At 44.5% G+C, this 18,913-nt stretch carries 10 protein-coding genes; 7 read left to right on the top strand and 3 right to left on the bottom strand.

Going from position 1 to position 18,913, the window contains the following annotated elements:
* Window positions 1-146: 146 nt before the first annotated feature.
* On the bottom strand, window positions 147-833 hold the full coding sequence (locus tag BLP92_RS11150; protein ID WP_090843038.1) for a DUF4956 domain-containing protein: 687 nt from the start codon (window positions 831-833) through the stop codon (window positions 147-149).
* 27 nt (window positions 834-860) lie between these two features.
* Complete coding sequence (locus tag BLP92_RS11145; RefSeq protein ID WP_090843037.1) at window positions 861-1,604, bottom strand: polyphosphate polymerase domain-containing protein; 744 nt, start codon at window positions 1,602-1,604, stop codon at window positions 861-863.
* 613 nt (window positions 1,605-2,217) lie between these two features.
* Between BLP92_RS11145 and BLP92_RS11140 the strand changes: the two genes are divergently transcribed.
* The 4 genes from BLP92_RS11140 (at window position 2,218) to BLP92_RS11125 (ending at window position 11,082) form a co-directional block, all read left to right on the top strand.
* Window positions 2,218-4,689 (top strand): CotH kinase family protein, encoded by a 2,472-nt coding sequence (locus BLP92_RS11140; protein ID WP_175444265.1) that lies wholly within the window; start codon window positions 2,218-2,220, stop codon window positions 4,687-4,689.
* Window positions 4,690-5,085: 396 nt separating this feature from the next.
* On the top strand, window positions 5,086-7,803 hold the full coding sequence (locus tag BLP92_RS11135; RefSeq protein ID WP_244516797.1) for a glycosyltransferase: 2,718 nt from the start codon (window positions 5,086-5,088) through the stop codon (window positions 7,801-7,803).
* A 12-nt stretch (window positions 7,804-7,815) separates the two neighbouring features.
* A complete protein-coding gene (locus tag BLP92_RS11130) occupies window positions 7,816-8,421 on the top strand; it encodes a class I SAM-dependent methyltransferase (protein WP_090843035.1) in 606 nt (201 codons plus the stop codon).
* 45 nt (window positions 8,422-8,466) lie between these two features.
* Entirely contained in the window at window positions 8,467-11,082 is a 2,616-nt protein-coding gene (locus BLP92_RS11125) for a glycosyltransferase family A protein (protein ID WP_090843034.1), read from the top strand.
* A 160-nt stretch (window positions 11,083-11,242) separates the two neighbouring features.
* Here BLP92_RS11125 and BLP92_RS11120 read toward each other — a convergent pair whose 3' ends face one another.
* Complete coding sequence (locus BLP92_RS11120) at window positions 11,243-15,616, bottom strand: peptidoglycan-binding protein (RefSeq protein WP_090843033.1); 4,374 nt, start codon at window positions 15,614-15,616, stop codon at window positions 11,243-11,245.
* Between the two features lie 314 nt (window positions 15,617-15,930).
* Between BLP92_RS11120 and BLP92_RS11115 the strand changes: the two genes are divergently transcribed.
* The 3 genes from BLP92_RS11115 to BLP92_RS11105 all read left to right on the top strand — a co-directional run bounded on the left by BLP92_RS11115 (window position 15,931) and on the right by BLP92_RS11105 (window position 18,905).
* Window positions 15,931-17,052, top strand: a complete 1,122-nt coding sequence (locus BLP92_RS11115; RefSeq protein ID WP_090843032.1) for a glycosyltransferase — start codon at window positions 15,931-15,933, stop codon at window positions 17,050-17,052.
* Between the two features lie 18 nt (window positions 17,053-17,070).
* A complete protein-coding gene (locus BLP92_RS11110) occupies window positions 17,071-17,847 on the top strand; it encodes a glycosyltransferase family 2 protein (RefSeq protein WP_090843031.1) in 777 nt (258 codons plus the stop codon).
* Window positions 17,848-18,128: 281 nt separating this feature from the next.
* Entirely contained in the window at window positions 18,129-18,905 is a 777-nt protein-coding gene (locus tag BLP92_RS11105; RefSeq protein WP_090843069.1) for an ABC transporter permease, read from the top strand.
* The last annotated feature ends 8 nt before the right edge of the window (window positions 18,906-18,913 follow it).

Raw genomic sequence — 18,913 nt, 5'->3', positions numbered from 1 at the left:
ATTATCTGGACACTGACGCCGATTATCTGATTTTAAGAAACGCATATTTCCGTTAATTCACCTATCAAGAGACGGAATTCATCATTCTCAAATCTTTTTCAGCAAGCATAAAAGCCCGGGAATTCTCCTCCCGGGCGCGCGCGCTTTTAATAACCAGTTTCTGCATAGTTAATAGAAATATCCATATTGGAATTCCGTTCTCTGACCGCGTCCATAATATCTTTATCACGGACGCCCTCTTTCATAACGACATCATACTCCAGGCGGATCATGGTGCCGAGATTCGTGGTCTGCACCTGGGTGAGGGAGTGGCTTCTCATATACTTCTCAAAAATATCATCGAATACCCCGTCATACTGCAGGTTCTCGGGAACGGTGATTTTCATGCGCCTGTTCTCACCGTCTGATTTTCCAAAATTAATTGCGTACAGAAAATAAATCAGTACACATAAAGAGAAAGTGAAAACAATCGGCAGAAGATAAAAGCCGAGTCCGCAGGCAATCCCTGTCGCCATCCCGAAAAAGATAAACGCAATGTCTTTCGGGTCGCTCATCGCACTTCTGAAGCGGATGATTGAAAACGCACCGACCAAACCGAATGCGGCTGCGATATTGTTGCCGATTACAATCATCACGAGCGCCACGACGACGCTCATAATAATCACCGTATGTACGTAGGACTGGGAATACCGGTTTCCTTTATAGGTGAGTTTATAGACCTGCGTAATGATGACGGAAAGAATGAAGCTGAGAAAAACAGCTACAAACCCGTCTATCAATGTTAACCGTGTTGTCATATCCTGTTCTCTGATCAAATCTAACAGATTCTCCATATAGTTCCTCCTAGCAAGACGCTGTAGCTAATTGATTTCTTTGTAATTTTCTTCGGTGAGTGCTGCTTCTTCCAACACATCAGCACTCGTGCAGAATTTGGAGACACTGTCTTTCGGGCATCCGAACTCGCTGATCAGGCGGGAAAGCCAGAGCGGTACGCTGTGATCCACTTTTACTTCCATTACGACAAGGTTCGGGTCGACAAAGCGAAAGCCGTCCGGACCGTTTTCGATGCGCAGATCTTCTTTGCGGCATTTTAAATTGTAATCAAACGTTACCCGCAGATCTTTATCGTTAATTCCCGAAAACGCCTGTCTGTCATAGCTGACGATATTTTCCGGTTGCAAATTATACAGCTTGCGGAAAGCATCAATTTCCTTAAAAATCTGGTAGTTGGAAATATACGTTTTTTCTTCATCCAGGCAGTTATTCAGATAATCATAGGCACCCTGCAGCTGAATACTCGTTCTCCGTTTGTTCACCCGTTTTTTAAATTTCTTTTTCATCTCAAAATAAGCGTTGTCCTGCAGGGAAGCGCTGTTGTAAATCCGCAGGCGCAGCTTCTGGCGGAAACGGGCTTTGTTGCGGGTTTCGTAATAGATCTTTTTATCAGGCGAATCAAAATACAGGCTGATAATATTGTAGCAGCCATTTTCATCCCCATTGCTGTCAAAAGTCATTTTTTTCTGCAGTTCCTTTGTCAGTGACTGATACATATCAAAGGGAATTAAATATTTTATTTCGTAGCGACTGAAAATTTCACCGGCCATCCTATCCCTCCAAATTGACCATCAAAAAACGATCATTAAATTTAAGGTTGCCTTTAAAATAAAAGTTTCGTTAAAAAGAAGTAATATTGCTGCTGTACTCTCGGAGAGGCTTATCCAAGGGCTTGTTCTCCTTCGTTACACGGAAGTATTTATCATGGTGCAGTTTTTCTGCATGAAGATCTCTGTAAAAGTTTCTTGTGAAGAACGATGGAAAACTTCGATTCTACTGATCTGACATAAAGAAGTTCTCCATTTAAACTTAGGTATTCCGCTTTGTTCTCACAATTGTTAATTTAGAAGCGATTGCTTTTCTCGTGAACTTTGCTCTCAACCTTATAGGGAAGACTAGGCGATTTTTCAAGACGCCTGCGGAAAAAGAAAGCGTGAAGATCATCCCGGACGAAATGAAGGGATAGCTGAAGGATTTCTCCGCGGCAAGCGAAGAAAAAAGAGCAGCAGGCGCACCGACCTTCAAACAACACTAGAATTAAACAGAGCCAAGTTAAGAAATATATTGTTTTTGTAAATATTGTGAATGAATGTACTTTATTATATAGTAAGCAGAAGAGATATGTAAACGGTTTACAGAATGTTTAGCGAAAGGGAGGCAGGCATGAAACCCCCAAAAACGATTTTAATATTAGTGCTGATTTTTCCGTTGCTATTCCTTGGCTGGGGAGCTGCTTACCTGGCAGCGCCAGGGCCGTTCATTACAGACGAAGCGCTGGAAGAAGCAGTACGGATAGAAATAGATTACCCGCGCGGGGAAATCCGCCCGGATCAGGTGGAAGATATTCAGGAGCTCCGCTTTCGGGAAGCAGGAATCGAGAATCTCGAAGGAATAGATGAATTTACTTCTCTCGTCTCCCTGGATGTGAGAGATAATCAAATAGAAGATATCAGTGTACTGGAAGAACTTCCGTCCCTTACCAGCTTAAATCTGCGAGGCAATCAAATTGAGGATATTTCCTCGCTGGCTTCCCTGACGAATTTACGGGAGCTGAATCTGCGGGAAAACAGCATTACTGATATTTCTCCACTCAGCTTTATGCAGCAGCTGGAAGATGTGAATATCCGCCACAATCAAATTGAAAGCATTGAACCGCTGCGTAATCTGAACAATCTCAGGGAGCGGCTTTATGTAGAAGGCAATCCAATAGAAGATTTTTCCCCGGTAGAACATTATCTGGAAGAGATTAATGACACAGATATTGAGGAACGTTTTATTTCCAGCGGTCCGGAATTTTCTTATGAAGCAGGCTTTTATGGGGAGCCCCTTGAAGTAGAGCTTACGGCTGACGACTCAGAGGAAATTTATTATACACTGGACGGTTCCACACCGAATCCATTTTCCGGGAAAAGCAGCACGCAGGAGTACACCGGCCCCATTGAGGTAACCGCACGTGAAAACGAAGCAAATCAGTTTGCTTCGATCCGCACGAATCTGCTGGAAGATGCAACCAACAGGAGAAGCTGGCAGGAGCCGCCGCAGGATATTCCAAAAGCTTCGGTGATAAAGGCGGTCAGTCTGAACACAGAGGACAATACATTAAGCAGCGTCGAAACGAATACGTACTTTGTAAATAAAGAGTCTTCCCTGCCTGTATTTTCATTATCTACGGATGCAGAACATTTTTTCAGTGAAGAAACAGGTATCTATGCGCCGGGAGTGTATCACGACCCCGATGCAGATGCACCAGATGCAATGGGAAACTTCGAACAGCGGGGCAGGGAATGGGAACAGCCGCTGCATATAGAATATTTTGAAGAAGAGCAGCGGGTGTTAGCCCAGGATGCAGGAGTCAGAATTCACGGAGGATTTACCCGCCGCTTCCCGCAGAAAACACTGCGGCTGTATGCAAGAAATGATTACGGGGAGAATTTGTTCCGCTATCCTTTCTTTCCTGAAGAGCCGCGCGAAGAGTTTAAGCGGCTGCTTCTCCGGCAGTCCGGAAATGACTGGGGCGGAACGATGTTTAACGATGCGCTCATGCAGCGTCTCGTGACGCACACCGAGGTGGAAACGCAGGCCTACCAGCCGTCAGTAGTTTATTTGAATGGAGAATACTGGGGGATACATAATCTGCGGGAAAGATACGATCAGCACTACTTTGAGAGAAAGTATGATATAGACAGAGAAAACCTCGTGATTTTAGAAGCGGGAAATGCGATTGAAGGAAATATCGGTGTAGATACCGGGAAGCCAGGAGACATCCGCCACTATCTTGAGATGCTGGAGTTTATTGAAGAGAATGATATGTCTTCGGAAGAAAATTATGCACATGTGCAGACATTGATGGATATCGATAACTTTATTACCTATCAGGCAGCGCAGATTTATTTTAAAAACACTGACTGGCCGCATAATAACATTAACTTTTACCGGGTAAAAACCGATTTCAATCCGGAGGAGCCAGCACCGTATGATGGACGCTGGAGATGGCTCCTGTATGACACGGATCACGGCTTTGCCTATCACGGAGCAGATGCCTACGAGGATGATACGATGTCCCACGCGGCTGCAGAAGATGAATGGTCCACTTCATTGCTCCGGAACCTGCTCGAGAATGAAGAATTCACGCAGCAGTTTTTAACTGAATTCGCCAATCAGCTTAATTCAAGTTTTGACGAAGACCGGGTAGTGCAGGAAATTGAGGAGATCCAGGGAACAATTGCTCCAGAAATAAACGGACACATCGAACGCTGGGGACTTCCGGAATCAAGAGAAGCCTGGGAGCAGCTCGTGGAAGATACAAGAGGCTTTGCGAGAAACAGGCCGGCGGCAATGAGGGAGCACCTTGTAAATTTCTTTGACTTAAGCGGAACATCAGATATTGAAATAAGCTTCGACAGTTCCCGTGGTTCTGTGTTCATCAATACACTGGAAATTTCTCCGGAAACTCCCGGAATCACTGCGACGGAAAACTGGAACGGCACTTATTTCGAAGGCATTCCCGTGACCATTACAGCAGTACCTGCAGATGGGTATACGTTTGCCGGCTGGAGCGGCACCTCTACAGAAGAGGCCGAAACGATAGAAATACTGCTCGAAGAAGATCTCGCACTTGAAGCACAATTTGAATAAGCAGAAACAAAGCTGGGGGAAAGCCCAGCTCCTCAAAGCAGCTCCTGCCTATTCGGCGGGAGCTGTTTTTATTCATAGGCTGAAGTAAGCTGCCTCCCGCAAACCTTCACCGAAAATCGCACAGCACCCGGAAATCCTTAAATCCATCAGTGTCCGAGCTGCATACGGTAGATTTTATACTTACAACAATTATGGAAAAACAAGGACTTTTATTGTTTTTAAGAAATAAATTGCTATAATAAACAAAAAGATATTGTCAGAAAAATGAAATAAATGAGTAAATATCTTGATTCTTACATGTATCCTACTGCGCATGTCTCCGCCGGAAAGTTGCACCTCTACTCAATCAAGAGATTGACGATTGTTAAATCATACTGCCGAAGGAAGGGTTTATTCATGAGTAATTATCAGCCCCATCCAGGGTCGTCCGAAGCCGCCGGGAAAAAAGTGATGCAGCAAAGAAACCAGATGCTCAGCGAACAGATCATTAAAGCAGCCCAGGAAAAACAAATGCTCCAGCAAAAAAAGATGGAGCTCCAAAGCGAAGCCAAAAAGTACGCACAAAAAATAAAACAAATAGAAGAAAGCCGCACCTGGAAAGCGACATTTCCACTGCGGAAAACGCTGGACCTTATTAAACATACAAAAAGAAGATTGGCAGGAGGTTCATCAAACGTTTCCAGTAAAAAGCCGGCAAAATCATCTTCTTCCAGACAAACACATAACCCGAACAAAAAACAGGAACAGCGCTTAAAAGTGATTAAAAGCCGTTTATATAATTTAGGCTTTACCGGGCAGGGATTAAAAGAGCTCCAGGAATTTCACGAGCAGATGCAGGAAAATCCAGCAATGAAAAAGCGGACCGCCTGGGAACTGGCAGTGTGGTATATCAATACACAGACAAAAGAAGGTGCCGCATCTTGTCTGGAATTTCTCCAGGAAGCAGCTCTGCTTGAAAAAAATCAGGAGAAACTGCGCCGCATAAAAATTATTGAAGCAGAATGCTTTGCACTGCTGGAGAGAAAGCAGGAAGCAGCAGAGCTGCTGGAAACACATATGCAGAAGGACACACATCAAGACCTTTACTTCGCACGGGCGAACCTTGAAGCAGAAGCAGCAGAAAAAATCAGGTGGCTTAACGCAGCGCTTGAAATGTACGGGTTAACACCTGTGCATCTGCAAAAGGCGGAGGGGCAGACTTACTATGACAGTATCCAGACAGAAGGCAAGAGGCAGACCCCTGTGGAGCAGCAGGCAGCGCACAAAGTCAGTGTGATTATTCCAGTGTACAATGCAGAAAAAGTGCTTCGTACCTCACTGGAAGCCGTACTTGCACAGACCTGGACCAATCTGGAGATTCTGGCAGTGGACGACTGCAGCACGGACAGTTCCAGAGAAATCATTAATGAATACTGCAGCAGAGATCCCCGTGTAAAATTGGTGAAAGCAGCATCAAACGGGGGCGCTTATGCTGCGCGGAACCTGGCACTGCAGGAAGCGGAAGGAGAATTCGTGACAGTCAACGACGCAGATGACTGGGCCCATCCGGAAAAAATCGAGCGGCAGCTACTGCACCTGCTGGAATTTCCGGAAGTGATCGGAAATATTTCGCAGCAGACAAGAATGACAGAAGATCTGAATGTTTTCAGGAGAAATCAGCCGGGACACTACGTGATCCCGAACCTTTCCTCCCTTCTCTTCCGTAGGGCGCCGGTAGTGGAGGAACTGGGCTGCTGGGACAGCGTGCGGTTTGGCGCAGATGGAGAGTTTAACCGAAGAATCAAAAAAGTTTTCGGGGAAAATGCACTCGTCAACCTGGAAACAGGACCGCTCTCCTTCCAGCGGCAGTCCGCGGACTCACTTACGGCAAGCAGTGCCTTTGGCTACCCGGGATTTTTTATGGGTGCCCGAAAAGAATATTTTGAGACCTTTACGGCATATCACGAACACGCCTCAAGCTTTAAATATGAGTTTCCTCAGCGACAGCGCCCGTTTCCTGTACCCGAGCCGATGCTGCCGGTACGTGAGACAAAAGAAAATGGAAAAAGAAAGCTCGATATCGTTCTCGTTTCCGATTTCCGGCTCCCCGGGGGAACGACCATGTCGAACATCGAAGAAATTAAAGCGCATAAAAAGCTCGGTTACAGGACCGGCCTGATCCAAATGGCTCGTTACGACTTACGGCCGCGTCCGATCAATGCCAAAGTGCAGGAGCTGATCGACGGGGAACAGGTGCAGATGCTCGTTTACGGAGAAAATATTTCCTGTGACCTGCTGATCCTGCGTCACCCGCCGGCACTGGAAGACTGGCAGAAGTATATTCCCGCGGTAGAGGCACGAAAGATCAGCGTCATTGCAAATCAGACCCCGAAGAAAGATTACGGAGAAACGAATGAAGTGCTGTATCACATACCGCGCTGTGCAGAAAATCTGGAGCGTTATTTCGGTAAGCCGGGGACGTGGTATCCGATTGGGCCGCAGATCCGCCAGGCTCTTCTCACGCACCACCCCGTCGAACTGGAACAGATAACACTCGCAGAAGAGGACTGGTCAAACATTATCAGCCTGGAAGAATGGAAGCGGCCGGCAAGACCGGAGGATACCTCCAAAATTAAAATCGGCAGACATTCACGGGAACACTTTTTAAAGTGGCCGCCGGATCCCGCGGAGCTGCTGCAGCTGTATCCTCGGGATGAGAAATTTGAAATTCGTATTCTCGGTGGAGCTGAAGCACCGAAGCAGATTCTTGGCGGACTTCCGGACAACTGGCACGTACTGGAATTCGGCGAAATGCCGCCCCGGGATTTTCTCGCCACCCTGGATGTATTTGTTTACTATACAAATCCAACCATGGTAGAAGCCTTCGGAAGAGTAATTATCGAAGCAATGGCGGTCGGGGTTCCGGTAATTATTCCGCCGATTTATGAAGAACTTTTTGGTAATGCAGCCATTTACGCAGACCCTGCTGATGTACAGGAAGAAATAAATAAGCTGATGGACAGGGAAAAATACTACGAGCAGCAGGTGCAGGCGGCGCATGACTATGTAGAAAAGAATTTTGGCTATAGGAAGCATGAAGAAAGAATCGGACTGGGAAAAAAAGTGCCGCATTAGGAGGAATGAAGAATGGCCGCGAGGGTGCAGGTGGACCAGGACTACTGGAAAAAACGCTCCAATCTGATGTATTACCAGTACGTGGATTATATTGTGCGGGGTGTCGGGGCCGAGGCCCAGTCTCTGCTGGATGTAGGCTCTTCCAATGCGGCTTACACTGAAAACTTCGCCTGGATCCCGGAACGGTTCGCTATAGACATTTCAAAACCTTACGCCTCAAAAAACATTCAAAGTATTGAAGCTGATTTTTTATTGTATGAAATACCGAAAAAGTTTGATCTTGTGCTCTGCCTGCAGGTGCTGGAGCATATAGAAGACGCCCGCACATTTGCAGAAAAGCTGTTTCAGGCAGGAGACCGTGTGCTGATTTCCGTACCGTTTCTGTGGGAAGCAGGATCCAGTAAAGAGCACGTGCAGGACCCTGTCAGCTTTGAGAAGTTAAGATCCTGGACTGGCAGAGACCCGGATTACCACATAGTCGTAGAAGAACCGATCAGCAATGCGCCTAAAAATAAACGCCTGATCTGTTACTACCATCCCGAAGAGGAGGTATTCAGCCTCGTGAAAATAAGAAGGGCTGCAGAAGCACTTACAAATCAGCTGCAGCGTTTCCACTAAAGCTTTCTGACAGAGAAGAATTTGTTTGAAAGAGGAGAGAAGCGTATGAGAAACGGCGTAAACAGAATACATCATGCTCTTCCTGCCAACACAGCATTGGAGCAGGCAAGGGAAAAGCAGCTGCGACTAAAGCTGGAAAGACAGCATAAAGAACTGGCAAGGCTGCGAAAAGAAGTGGAAAAGGCTGCGCATTGGAAAGAGCAGCAGCAGAAAAAATACGAGCATTTTTCCAGGAGCCGTATCTGGAAAGCGACACTGCCGGTGCGGTTTTTAATTGATAAGGCAAAAAGAAAACAACCGGAGCGTCCATCCGCAGGAAAGCCATCCCAGCAAAACAGCAGCGGAAAGCAGTGGGACAAGTACGCCAAGCATTTAAAGCACCGGCTGTATCACTTTGGTTTTACTGAAGCGGCGCTGCGCGACCTGCATCAGCTTCTTTATACAGAAGAAGTAAGCCTTCCGCTGAAGAAATTTGCAGCGAAAGAAATCGGGTTATGGCACTTAAATACAAAAACAGCCGCAGGGGCAGAAAAATATTTAGCAATGCTTCCCAAAATGCTTGAAGGGAAAAATAATGCAGCTGCATACAGAAAAGCAAGCATCCTCGAAGCAGAAAGCTATCTTCTGCACCAGAACAAAGAAAAAGCAGCAGATATCCTGGAAAAACAGCTCGAAGCGGAAGCGCATCCTGATGTATATCTTGCCATGGTAAATCTTGAAGAGGATATCTTTTCCAGAGTCGGGCGCTTAAATAAAGTGCTGGAGCTTTATGAAGCAGCTCCGGTGTATCTGAAAAGCCGCACAGCGCGTTCCTTCTATGACCGGCTGGAGTCGCAGGGTACTTCGAACACTCCGGAAGATTTACAGAAAGCGCATAAGGTTACCGTCATTATGCCGGTATACAATGCAGCAGCAGTTATTGATAACTCGTTATCTTCCCTGCAGCAGCAGACGTGGAGCAACCTGGAAATTATCGTAGTGAACGACTGCAGCAATGATAATACTGCAGCAATTGTACAGTCCTTCATGAAAAAAGACGCAAGAATAAAGCTGATAGAAGCAGAAGCAAACCGAGGGGCCTACTATGCCAGAAACCTCGGTTTAAAAGAAGCAACCGGAGAATTTGTGACGGTAAATGATGCAGATGACTGGTCGCATCCGGAAAAAATTGAGCGGCAGGCACTGCATTTAGTGGAAAATCCGCTTCTGGCAGCAAATACTTCAGAATTAGCAAGGCTTACAGAAAATCTCACAGTCTATCGAAGGGGCACGTATGGAACCTACCTGCAGCCGAATTTTTCCTCCCTGATGTTCCGGCGGGAAAGAACGATGCGGGAAATAGGGTACTGGGACGAAGTACGGTTTGGAGCAGATGCAGAATTCATTGCCCGGCTCACGAAAGTACTTGGAAAACATGCCCTCGTGCACCTGCAGACAGGGCCGCTCTCTTTCCCAAGGCAGGCAGAAAATTCTCTGACCAGCAGCGGACCATTCGGCTATTACGGTCAGAAAATGGGTGCCAGGAAAGAATATGCCGACGTATATGAAGAATATCATCAGACAGCCGCAAACTTAAAATACGAGTTTCCTCAGCGGAAACGTCCGTTTCCAGTAGTAGAGCCGATGCGTCCGGAGCGTGAAGCAAAGGCAGAAGGGCGGAGAAAGTTTGATATTGTACTCGTTTCCGACTTCCGGCTGCCAGGACCGGTAAATGCCGCAAACGCAGAAGAAATAAAAGCACTGCGCAGACTCGGCTGCCGCACGGCACTCGTGCAAATGGCCGAGTATGAAACTAAAACGCGACCAATTCATCCGGAAATACGTGCGCTTATAGACGAGGAGCAGGTGCAGCTGCTCGTATACGGAGAAAGAGCGAGCTGTCCGCTGATGATCGTGAGAAATCCGTCCATCTTGGAAGAAAAACAAAACTATACAGTGGATGTAAAAGCAGAGCAGATAAAGGTAATTATAGATGATGCTGAAAATTATACAGAGAAAGCAGCACTATGGCAGGAAAGCCTGAGGAACTGTTTCGGCAAAACAGGACACTTGCATCCAGCAGACGATCATGTACGAAATGAGCTGGAGCACCAGCCGATCGCCCCGGAGCCGGAGAACTGGACTTCTGTAATTGAAAGTGAAGACTGGAAGCGTGCGATGCCGCCATTATTACAGGAGAAAATAAAGATAGGCTGCACCAGCACCGCGCTTCAGCAGGGAAATCTTCCTGCAGACGCTGACTTTGAAATTCGCATCTATGGAAATGAAAAAACATTAAAAAATCTTTCCCAAGATCTTTCGAAAAACTGCCTTCTGATAAATGAAGAAACGTTAACGGCAAGAAATTTCCTCTCCACGCTCGATATTTTCCTTGGCGACCTGACTCCAGGAAAGGAGCCAGTAATAAATCAGACGCTCATAGAAGCGATGGCAGCCGGCGTTCCGCTGATTGTTTCTCCGATCTATCAGGCCAAGCTCGGAAAAGCAGCAAGCTATGCAGTGCCGGGCAGCCTCAGCTCTACAGTCCACCGGCTGATGAAGGAAGAAGGTGCCCGCGAAAACCAGGCAGAGGAAGCCTATGCCTATGTAAGCAGCAGCTTCTCCTGGCAGCGGTACGGAGAGAAATTAAAAAGTCTGATGCCAATCGAACAAGCGAACTAATGCTGAATCCTTCCTATAAAAGGGGAGGATTTTTACATTTATTCATCCGCTGAAAGCGTAACGGCAAATAAAGTGTTCCTTATGCAGCAAATAATTTTGTTTTCATTAGAAATTCCTAAACAAAAAACGAAGCCCCAGAAGGAGCTTCGTTAGTTAATGCTTATTTGAAATAATTGATCATACCATCACGGATTGCTTCTGCAGCACGCTGTCGATAAGTATTCGACCGCAGCTTTGCAGCATCATCAGGATGATCCTTGAAACCAATTTCGAGTAAAGCACTTGGAATCTCAGTTTGGCGGATTACAGAATAGTTTCCATAATCTACTCTGCGATAGTGAGTACCCATTTTAGCAACAGTTGCATCCTGCACGGCGTTAGCCAAGCGGATACTGTTAGATCTCTCATATCTATCATGCCAGAATGTTTCTGTACCACGTGCCTGTCCGTTAAACATGTTCGTATGAATGCTCAGGAACACATCTGCACCGGAACGGTTTGCCATAAAGCTTCGCTGTCCGAGTGCAAGGAAGAAGTCAGTACGGCGGAGCATAATTACTTCAGCTCCAGCAGCACGAAGAAGTTCTTCCGCACGGTTTGTAATATCAAGCACCACATCTTTTTCCAGCATGCCGCCGCCGATGCCACCGGAATCGTGACCGCCGTGACCTGCATCAAGAACTATTTTCTTGCCGGCAAGCGGACCGGTTCTAGCAGAAGCTTTTGTAGCTAACTGCAAGTAGCCTGCGGATACAAAGCCGGTTTTCCCGCCATCATAACGGATTTGATGCCAAGTGTCGCTTCCAGAGGAAGCTCGTGTAGAAATAATCTCTACTCTTGTATTGCTTCCAAGATTATCAAGTACTCTATAGGCAGTACTTGGACCAGATCTTACGTTTAAGGAAGATCCATTTGTGTAAGCGATAATGCTGGAACCTGTAAAATCGTTTCCTGGCGCAGGCAGCTTAGAAGTATCAATAAAGGAGCCGGAAGCATAAGCAGTACCACCATCAAACTTGATTAAATACCAGCCGTTTTCTTCTCCTAATATTTCAACTACCGTGCCATTTGTTAGAGTTCCCACTCTGTCGTGGCTTGTGCCAGGACCGCTGCGGATGTTTAAAGTCGTAGCAGTAACTTTTCCAGTGTCGATTACTTTAGGAGCTGCTTCCTTTTTAGTCGTATCGATAAAGGAACCGGAAGCATAAGCAGTACCACCATCAAACTTGATTAAATACCAACCGCTTTCTTCTCCTAATATTTCAACTACCGTCCCATTTGTCAGAGTTCCGACTCTGTCATGACTTGTTCCAGGACCGCTGCGAATGTTTAAAGCAGTAGCAGTAACTTCGCCAGTTTCAATTACTACTGGCTTTATTTCTTCTTTTGGTTGGTTGTTTAACTGGGAATTAATCTTTTGCAGGGTAGGACCATCTGCAATCCCATTAATTGCTAAAGAATTTTTCTTTTGAAAGTCTTTAACTACACTTGAGGTGACAGAACCGTAAACCCTTGAAGGATTAGTTGGAAAACTTCCATAACCAAGTTTAGTCAAATTGTTTTTTAATTCTACAGTTTGAGTATTACTATTTCCAGGTGATAAAGGAGATTTAAAAAGCTCCTCAATTTTATTAAAAGTTGATTTATCACCAATGCCTGTTACTTTTACTCCATAATACTTCTGGAACTCTTCAACTACTTTTTTAGTTACAGATCCATAGTAGATGGATGGATTTGAAGGGAAGCTTCCAAATCCGAGCAGGGTAAGCTTTTTCTTTAGTTCCTGCACATGAACACCTGATGATCCTGGTTCATAAGTAGTGTTAGCAAGAATTTCTAATTGATCATTGATAGATTTTAAAGTAGCGCTGTCTGGAATCCCAGTTACTTTTAAGTTATTAGCCTTTTGAAAATCTTCAACTACTTTCATAGTAACGTTCCCAAAAGCAGCCGATGGACTGGATGGAAAGCTCCCATAACCTAACTTAGTTAAATCTAATTTCAGGGTGCGAACATGTTCACCGGAGGCACCGTTGTAAAAAGCAGTTTTTAAAGCCAGGTCCATTGCTTGTAGAGTAGCTGTATCGGGAATACCAGTTGCTGCTAGTCCCTTAGCTTTTTGAAAATCTTCTACAACCCGCATTGTAACTGGACCAAAAAGACTGGAAGGAGACTCAGGAAAACTTCCAAACCCCAGCTTAGTTAAATCCAGTTTCAGGTTTCGGACATATTCACCAGAAGCACCATTATAAAATGTAGTACTTAACGCAACATTCATAGCATCTAAAGTAGCTGCATCAGGAATGCCCGTAACAGCAAGGCCGTGAGCTTTTTGGAAATCTTCAACGACACTCATTGTAACTGGACCAAAAAGACTGGAAGGAGACTCAGGAAAACTTCCAAACCCCAGCTTAGTTAAATCCAGTTTCAGGTTTCGGACATATTCACCAGAAGCACCATTATAAAATGTAGTACTTAACGCAACATTCATAGCATCTAAAGTAGCTGCATCAGGAATGCCCGTAACAGCAAGGCCGTGAGCTTTTTGGAAATCTTCAACGACACTCATTGTAACTGGACCGAAAAGACTGGAAGGAGATTCAGGGAAATTACCAAATCCTAACTTAGTTAAATTTATTTTTAAGTCAGTAACGTAGTCGCCTGTTGCTCCGCTATAAAAATTGGAATTTAAAGCAGAATCTATAGTTTTAAGCGTAATGCTATCGGGTATACCAGTTATATTGAGCCCGTTAGCCTTTTGAAAGTCCTCAACAACCCCCATTGTTACAGGACCAAATCGAGTAGAAGGGTAAGATGGGAAGTTACCAAATCCGAGGGCTGTAAGATCTAACTTCAGTTCTCGGATATATTCACCGGAAGCTCCGTCATAAAATTCACCTTCACTAGCTTTTGTTGCCTGTGTGGAAAAACTAGAAATAGTTTCTTTTGTTTCCTCATTCAAAGCATTTTCAATTGCATCTAAGGTAGCCTGATCAGGAATACCTGTAACAGGAAGTCCATAAGCTCTTTGAAAGTCCTCAACAACCCCCATTGTTACAGGACCAAATCGAGTAGAAGGGTAAGATGGGAAATTTCCGAATCCAAGTGCTGTAAGGTCAAACTTCAGTTCTCGGATATATTCACCGGAAGCGCCATCGTAATATTCTTCTGCAGGAGCCTCAGTCGCCTGCATAGAGAAAGTGGAGAAAGTAGAAAAAGTTTCTTCCGTTTCTTCTGAAGCAGTTGTTTCATTCACTGCCTCTTCGTTCTCTGCAGTGGACTTTGCAGCATCCGTATTCTCTTCATTTACAATGTCCTCTGTCGAAGTGTTCTCTTCAGATACATCAGTTTCTTCTTCAGTAGAAGATTTTTCCGTGCTTTTTTCCTTTTCAGTTGTTTCTTTTGAAGTAAGCTCCTCTTCTTCCGAAACATCTTCATTCTTTTCTTCATTTACAACATCTTCTGTTGAAGTGTTCTCTTCAGATACATCAGTTTCTTCTTCATTAGAAGATTTTTCTGTGCTTTTTTCCTTTTCAGTTGTTTCTTCTGAAGTAAGTTCCTCTTCTTCCGAAACATCTTCATTCTTTTCTTCGTTTACAACCTCTTCAGTCGAAGTATTCTCTTCAGATACATCAGTTTCTTCTTCATTAGAAGATTCTTCTTTCTTTTCTGTCTCTTCTTCCAAAGCAGTTTCTTCAGACTCTTTCGCTTCAGTGATTTCCTCCTCTGCAGGAGAAGCATCTTCTTCGTTCTCTAAAGTGGACTCGTCAGCATCAGCATTTTCCTCTTCGAAGGAAGTATCTGTATCTTCTTCAATTGTTACAAGCTTTTCCTCTTCGAGCGTGTTGCCGAGTGGATCTGCTAACGTAAAATAAAGAGAAGTTGTTTCACTGAGAAAAGAAACATCTACATTAAAAGAGCCATCTTCTTCGATAGACACTTCTTCCGCTTCTTCCAGTCCTTCAGCTTCAAAAGATAAAGACAATTCGCCTGGATCAAGACCGAATTCCTGTAAAGCGGAGTAGGCCTGCCCTCCAAGTTCGAGTTCTTCAAGTTCTTCGCTTTCTTCCCAGCTGAGTACAGGAAGTTCGCTGTAGTGAACAAAAGAGACCTGCGCTGTTTCAATTTCTTCTTCTGCTTCTTCGTCCGTCAGTACTTCAATGAAGTAGCGTTGATCTTCAAGAATTACTTCTTCCGTGACATCTTCCTGGGTTACTTGAAATTCCCAAGCTGCCTTTGTTGCATCTATAGGTGTTACTTCAAGTTCTCCGAGCAGCGTACCTGATTCTTCTTCAAACAAGCCAAGGGAAACGTCTTCTATCCCTTCTTCATATGAAATATGCAGAGCTTCTTCAAAAGATTGATTGAACAGCGAAGGAGAGACTTCTAAACTGGACTCTTCATCCGACAATTCAGGAAATAAATCTTCGTAAAGATCCTCCATCGAACCAGCCGTAGCAGGAAGTGCAGAAGACAAAAAGAGCAGCGATGCCAACCCTGTAATGCCTGCTTGTTTTAATCGGTGTTTCTTCAATACTTTCGCTCCTTTCTTTTCCTAAATAGATTTCTTGGTAAATGAGGTGCGAGAGAGAGGCTGCATTCATTAGTGTGTAACTAGTTCCTTTCGGAAAGACTAGTACGTGTTCCATCTTATTACATATTTATTCAGAAAACACGGGACTATTATTGTTATTATTCAAAAACGATGAAAATGTAATATGTTTGTAACATTCGGAAGAAGGTAAATATAATAAATATAAACAGTAATCCTCGATTATAAGAAGAAATGTGGTATAATTCTATGTTGGTTAGCAGTCAATCGAGGAATGATAAAAGGGGCTTGAACAGATGAGCAAACAGAAAAAAGTAGTACATATCTCAACCCTGCACCATCCTTTAGACCCAAGGATTTATTATAAACAGTGCCGCTCCCTCCAGCAGGCGGGCTTTGATGTAACTTTAATTGCTCCTGCATCGGCTGATGTGAAGGAGGAACTGGAAGTAACATTTGCACCGCTGAAAAAACACCGCAACCGGTGGAAAGGGCTGTTGTTCGGCACCGTGCAGGCATATTTCCGTGCGAAAAAGGAAAAAGCAGATGTGTATCATTTCCATGATCCCGAGCTTTTGATTGTAGGCTGGCTGCTTAAAAATAAGTCCAACCATGTAATTTATGATATTCACGAAGATTATGAAACGGGAATTGTACAGCGTAATTATTTTAACGCTCCCATACGAAGGCTGATTGCAAAGGTATACAAACTGATTGAAAAAAAGTGCACCAGGAATATGGAACTTATCCTCGCTGAAAAATATTATCAGGAAAAATATCCGCAGGGCATTTGTGTATTAAACTATCCCCTTTTAAATGGAACGCTTCTGGAAAAGGAACGCGAGTTTAAAGACGCGTCCCAGCTGTTATATACAGGAAATGTGACAAAAGACAGAGGAGCCGTCCAGCACGCAAAGCTCCCGGGCATAGATAAAGATATTTCTGTACACCTCTTCGGGAAATGTCCAGGTAACCTGGCAGAAGAAATGAAGCAGGCAGCAGGAACAGCTGCAGACCGGATGTTTATCCACGGCATAGATCATTATGTGCCAAAAACAGAGATCGATCACGCCTATGAGCAGAAAAACTGGCTTGCAGGGATTGCACTTTTTCCACCAACGGAGCATTATATGAAGAAAGAGTTAACCAAGTTTTTTGAATACATGACTGCAGGTCTTCCTATTGTATGCTCCGATTTTCCAAAATGGAGCGAATTCATGAAAGAATATCAGTGCGGTCTCAGTGTAAATCCCGACGATGCAGATGAAATTCGCGGGGCTTTGTCATTTCTAAAGGAAAATCCGCAGCAAGCAAAAGAAATGGGAGAAAACGGCCGCCGTGCTGTACTGGAGCATTTAAACTGGGAAAAGGAAGAAGAAAAGCTGCTGCAGCTGTATGAGCAGCTTGTCCACAAATAGAAGGCAGGCGAAAATCACATGACGCAGGCAGAAAAAAATGAAGGCCAGCCGCTTATTTCCGTGATCACTCCGGCATATAATGCAGCAGCCTTTATTGAAAAAACCATTCGTTCGGTACAGGCGCAGACCTACGAGAACTGGGAAATGATTATCACCGATGACTGCTCAAAAGATGAGACAATTAAAGTAATCCAAAAACTGCAGCAGGAAGACAAAAGAATACATCTCCTGCAGCTGGAAACAAACCAAGGAGCGGCTGTTGCAAGAAACACCTCAATAGAAGCTGCAAAAGGTAGATTTATTGCCTTTCTTGACAGTGATGATCAGTGGCTGCCGGAAAAACTGCAGAAACAGCTGCAATGGATGCAGGAAAGAAATATAGCTTTTTCTTTTACGCCGTATTACGTTGTCGATGAACAGGACCGCCAGCTCGGTCTCGGAGATATCGTACCGACGCGCGTGACCTATCAGGATCTCCTGAAGCAGAATGTCGTTGGGTGTTTAACAGTAATGCTTGACATAGAAAAAATTGGTACAATAAGAATGGTTAACATACGTACGAGACAGGATTATGTACTCTGGCTGGAATTGTGCAAACGGGGATTTGATGCTTACGGCATGAGCGAGCCGCTCGCACTTTACCGGAGACAGACAGAATCCATCTCCAGCAACAAAAAAGAAATGGCAAAGCAGAACTGGAAAGTGTACCGGGAAGTAGAAAAATTAAACCTGCTCCAAAGCAGCTGGTACTTCGCACACTACGCTTTCAACAAAATTAACAAATACCGTGGGTGAAATAAGATATTAATGAATCCCCTCTGTTTTTTATAACGAGTAAGATTCATTCGACTAATTGCTTGATATTTTTAAGTAAATAAAGAATAGCGGAGCGCTGTCGGCGACTCCGGGAGGATTTAGGACGACTCGAAGATCCATCTGCCGCAGGCAGATTAGCTGAGAGAGTCCCTTCCGGAAAGCGCCCGAAGAAAGCAAAGCGGATCTTTAAATAAGGGATTCAGGTAAGAAATAATCTACCTTAGCAAGTGAAATAAGGAATGGCGGTGTCAGCAAACGTTATGCGACAATATATGGAAGAAATCAAAAAAAGAAAAGACCTGATTGTCTATTTAATACAGTCAGGTTTAAAAGCAGAACACCGGAACAGCTATCTCGGCTACTTCTGGTGGCTGCTTGACCCCCTCTTAGGGGTAGTGGTGTACTACTTTTTAATCAGCGTCATCTTAGACCGCGGCGGTGAAAACTTCGCAGTATTTCTAGTTATCGGACTCGTTTCATGGAGATGGACAAGTACAGTAATTAACAGTTCGGCCAAGTCGATTCTCCGTTACTCTTCTATTATAAATCAAGTGTATCTGCCAAAAGCGATTTTTCCAGTAACCGGAACATTTTCACAGATGGTTAACTTTTCTTTCGGCCTGGTAATTGTAGCATTATTTCTCGTGATATTCGGCGTCATCCCCGGATGGCAGGCAATCTACTTACCGATAATTATTATTGTACAGCTTGTATTTCTATTGGCAATCAGCTTGTTTCTCGCTTATGTCTCCGTATTTATCCGGGATATTGAAAATCTGCTGACGCACGTAGTAAGAATTTTGTTTTACTCCTCCCCGATTATCTGGGAGGGCGGCCGCCTGCCGGAGGAATACCAGTGGGTTGTCGATATTAATCCGATAGCACATTTGGTGAATTCCTACCGGGATGTCTTAATGTATCAGGTGTCACCGAACTTTCTGGCGTTATCCATTATTCTGGCGGCTTCTGCATTGTTTGTATTCTCTTTCCTTTATTACTACAGTAAGAATGAATACAAAATAATTAAAGCGTTATAAAAAGAGGG

The organism is Alkalicoccus daliensis, from assembly GCF_900103955.1.
GTDB classification, from domain to species: Bacteria; Bacillota; Bacilli; order Bacillales; family Salisediminibacteriaceae; genus Alkalicoccus; species Alkalicoccus daliensis.
Note: the sequence above shows the minus strand (reverse complement) of the source record. Positions and strands in the feature narration are given on the sequence as shown.

Excerpts from the sequence above, each read along its gene's own strand:
- BLP92_RS11150 (WP_090843038.1), bottom strand. The coding sequence starts at position 833 with ATGGAGAATCTGTTAGATTTGATCAGAGAACAGGATATGACAACACGG.
- BLP92_RS11145 (WP_090843037.1), bottom strand. The coding sequence starts at position 1,604 with ATGGCCGGTGAAATTTTCAGTCGCTACGAAATAAAATATTTAATTCCC.
- BLP92_RS11140 (WP_175444265.1), top strand. The coding sequence starts at position 2,218 with ATGAAACCCCCAAAAACGATTTTAATATTAGTGCTGATTTTTCCGTTG.
- BLP92_RS11135 (WP_244516797.1), top strand. The coding sequence starts at position 5,086 with ATGAGTAATTATCAGCCCCATCCAGGGTCGTCCGAAGCCGCCGGGAAA.
- BLP92_RS11130 (WP_090843035.1), top strand. The coding sequence starts at position 7,816 with ATGGCCGCGAGGGTGCAGGTGGACCAGGACTACTGGAAAAAACGCTCC.
- BLP92_RS11125 (WP_090843034.1), top strand. The coding sequence starts at position 8,467 with ATGAGAAACGGCGTAAACAGAATACATCATGCTCTTCCTGCCAACACA.
- BLP92_RS11115 (WP_090843032.1), top strand. The coding sequence starts at position 15,931 with ATGAGCAAACAGAAAAAAGTAGTACATATCTCAACCCTGCACCATCCT.
- BLP92_RS11110 (WP_090843031.1), top strand. The coding sequence starts at position 17,071 with ATGACGCAGGCAGAAAAAAATGAAGGCCAGCCGCTTATTTCCGTGATC.
- BLP92_RS11105 (WP_090843069.1), top strand. The coding sequence starts at position 18,129 with ATGCGACAATATATGGAAGAAATCAAAAAAAGAAAAGACCTGATTGTC.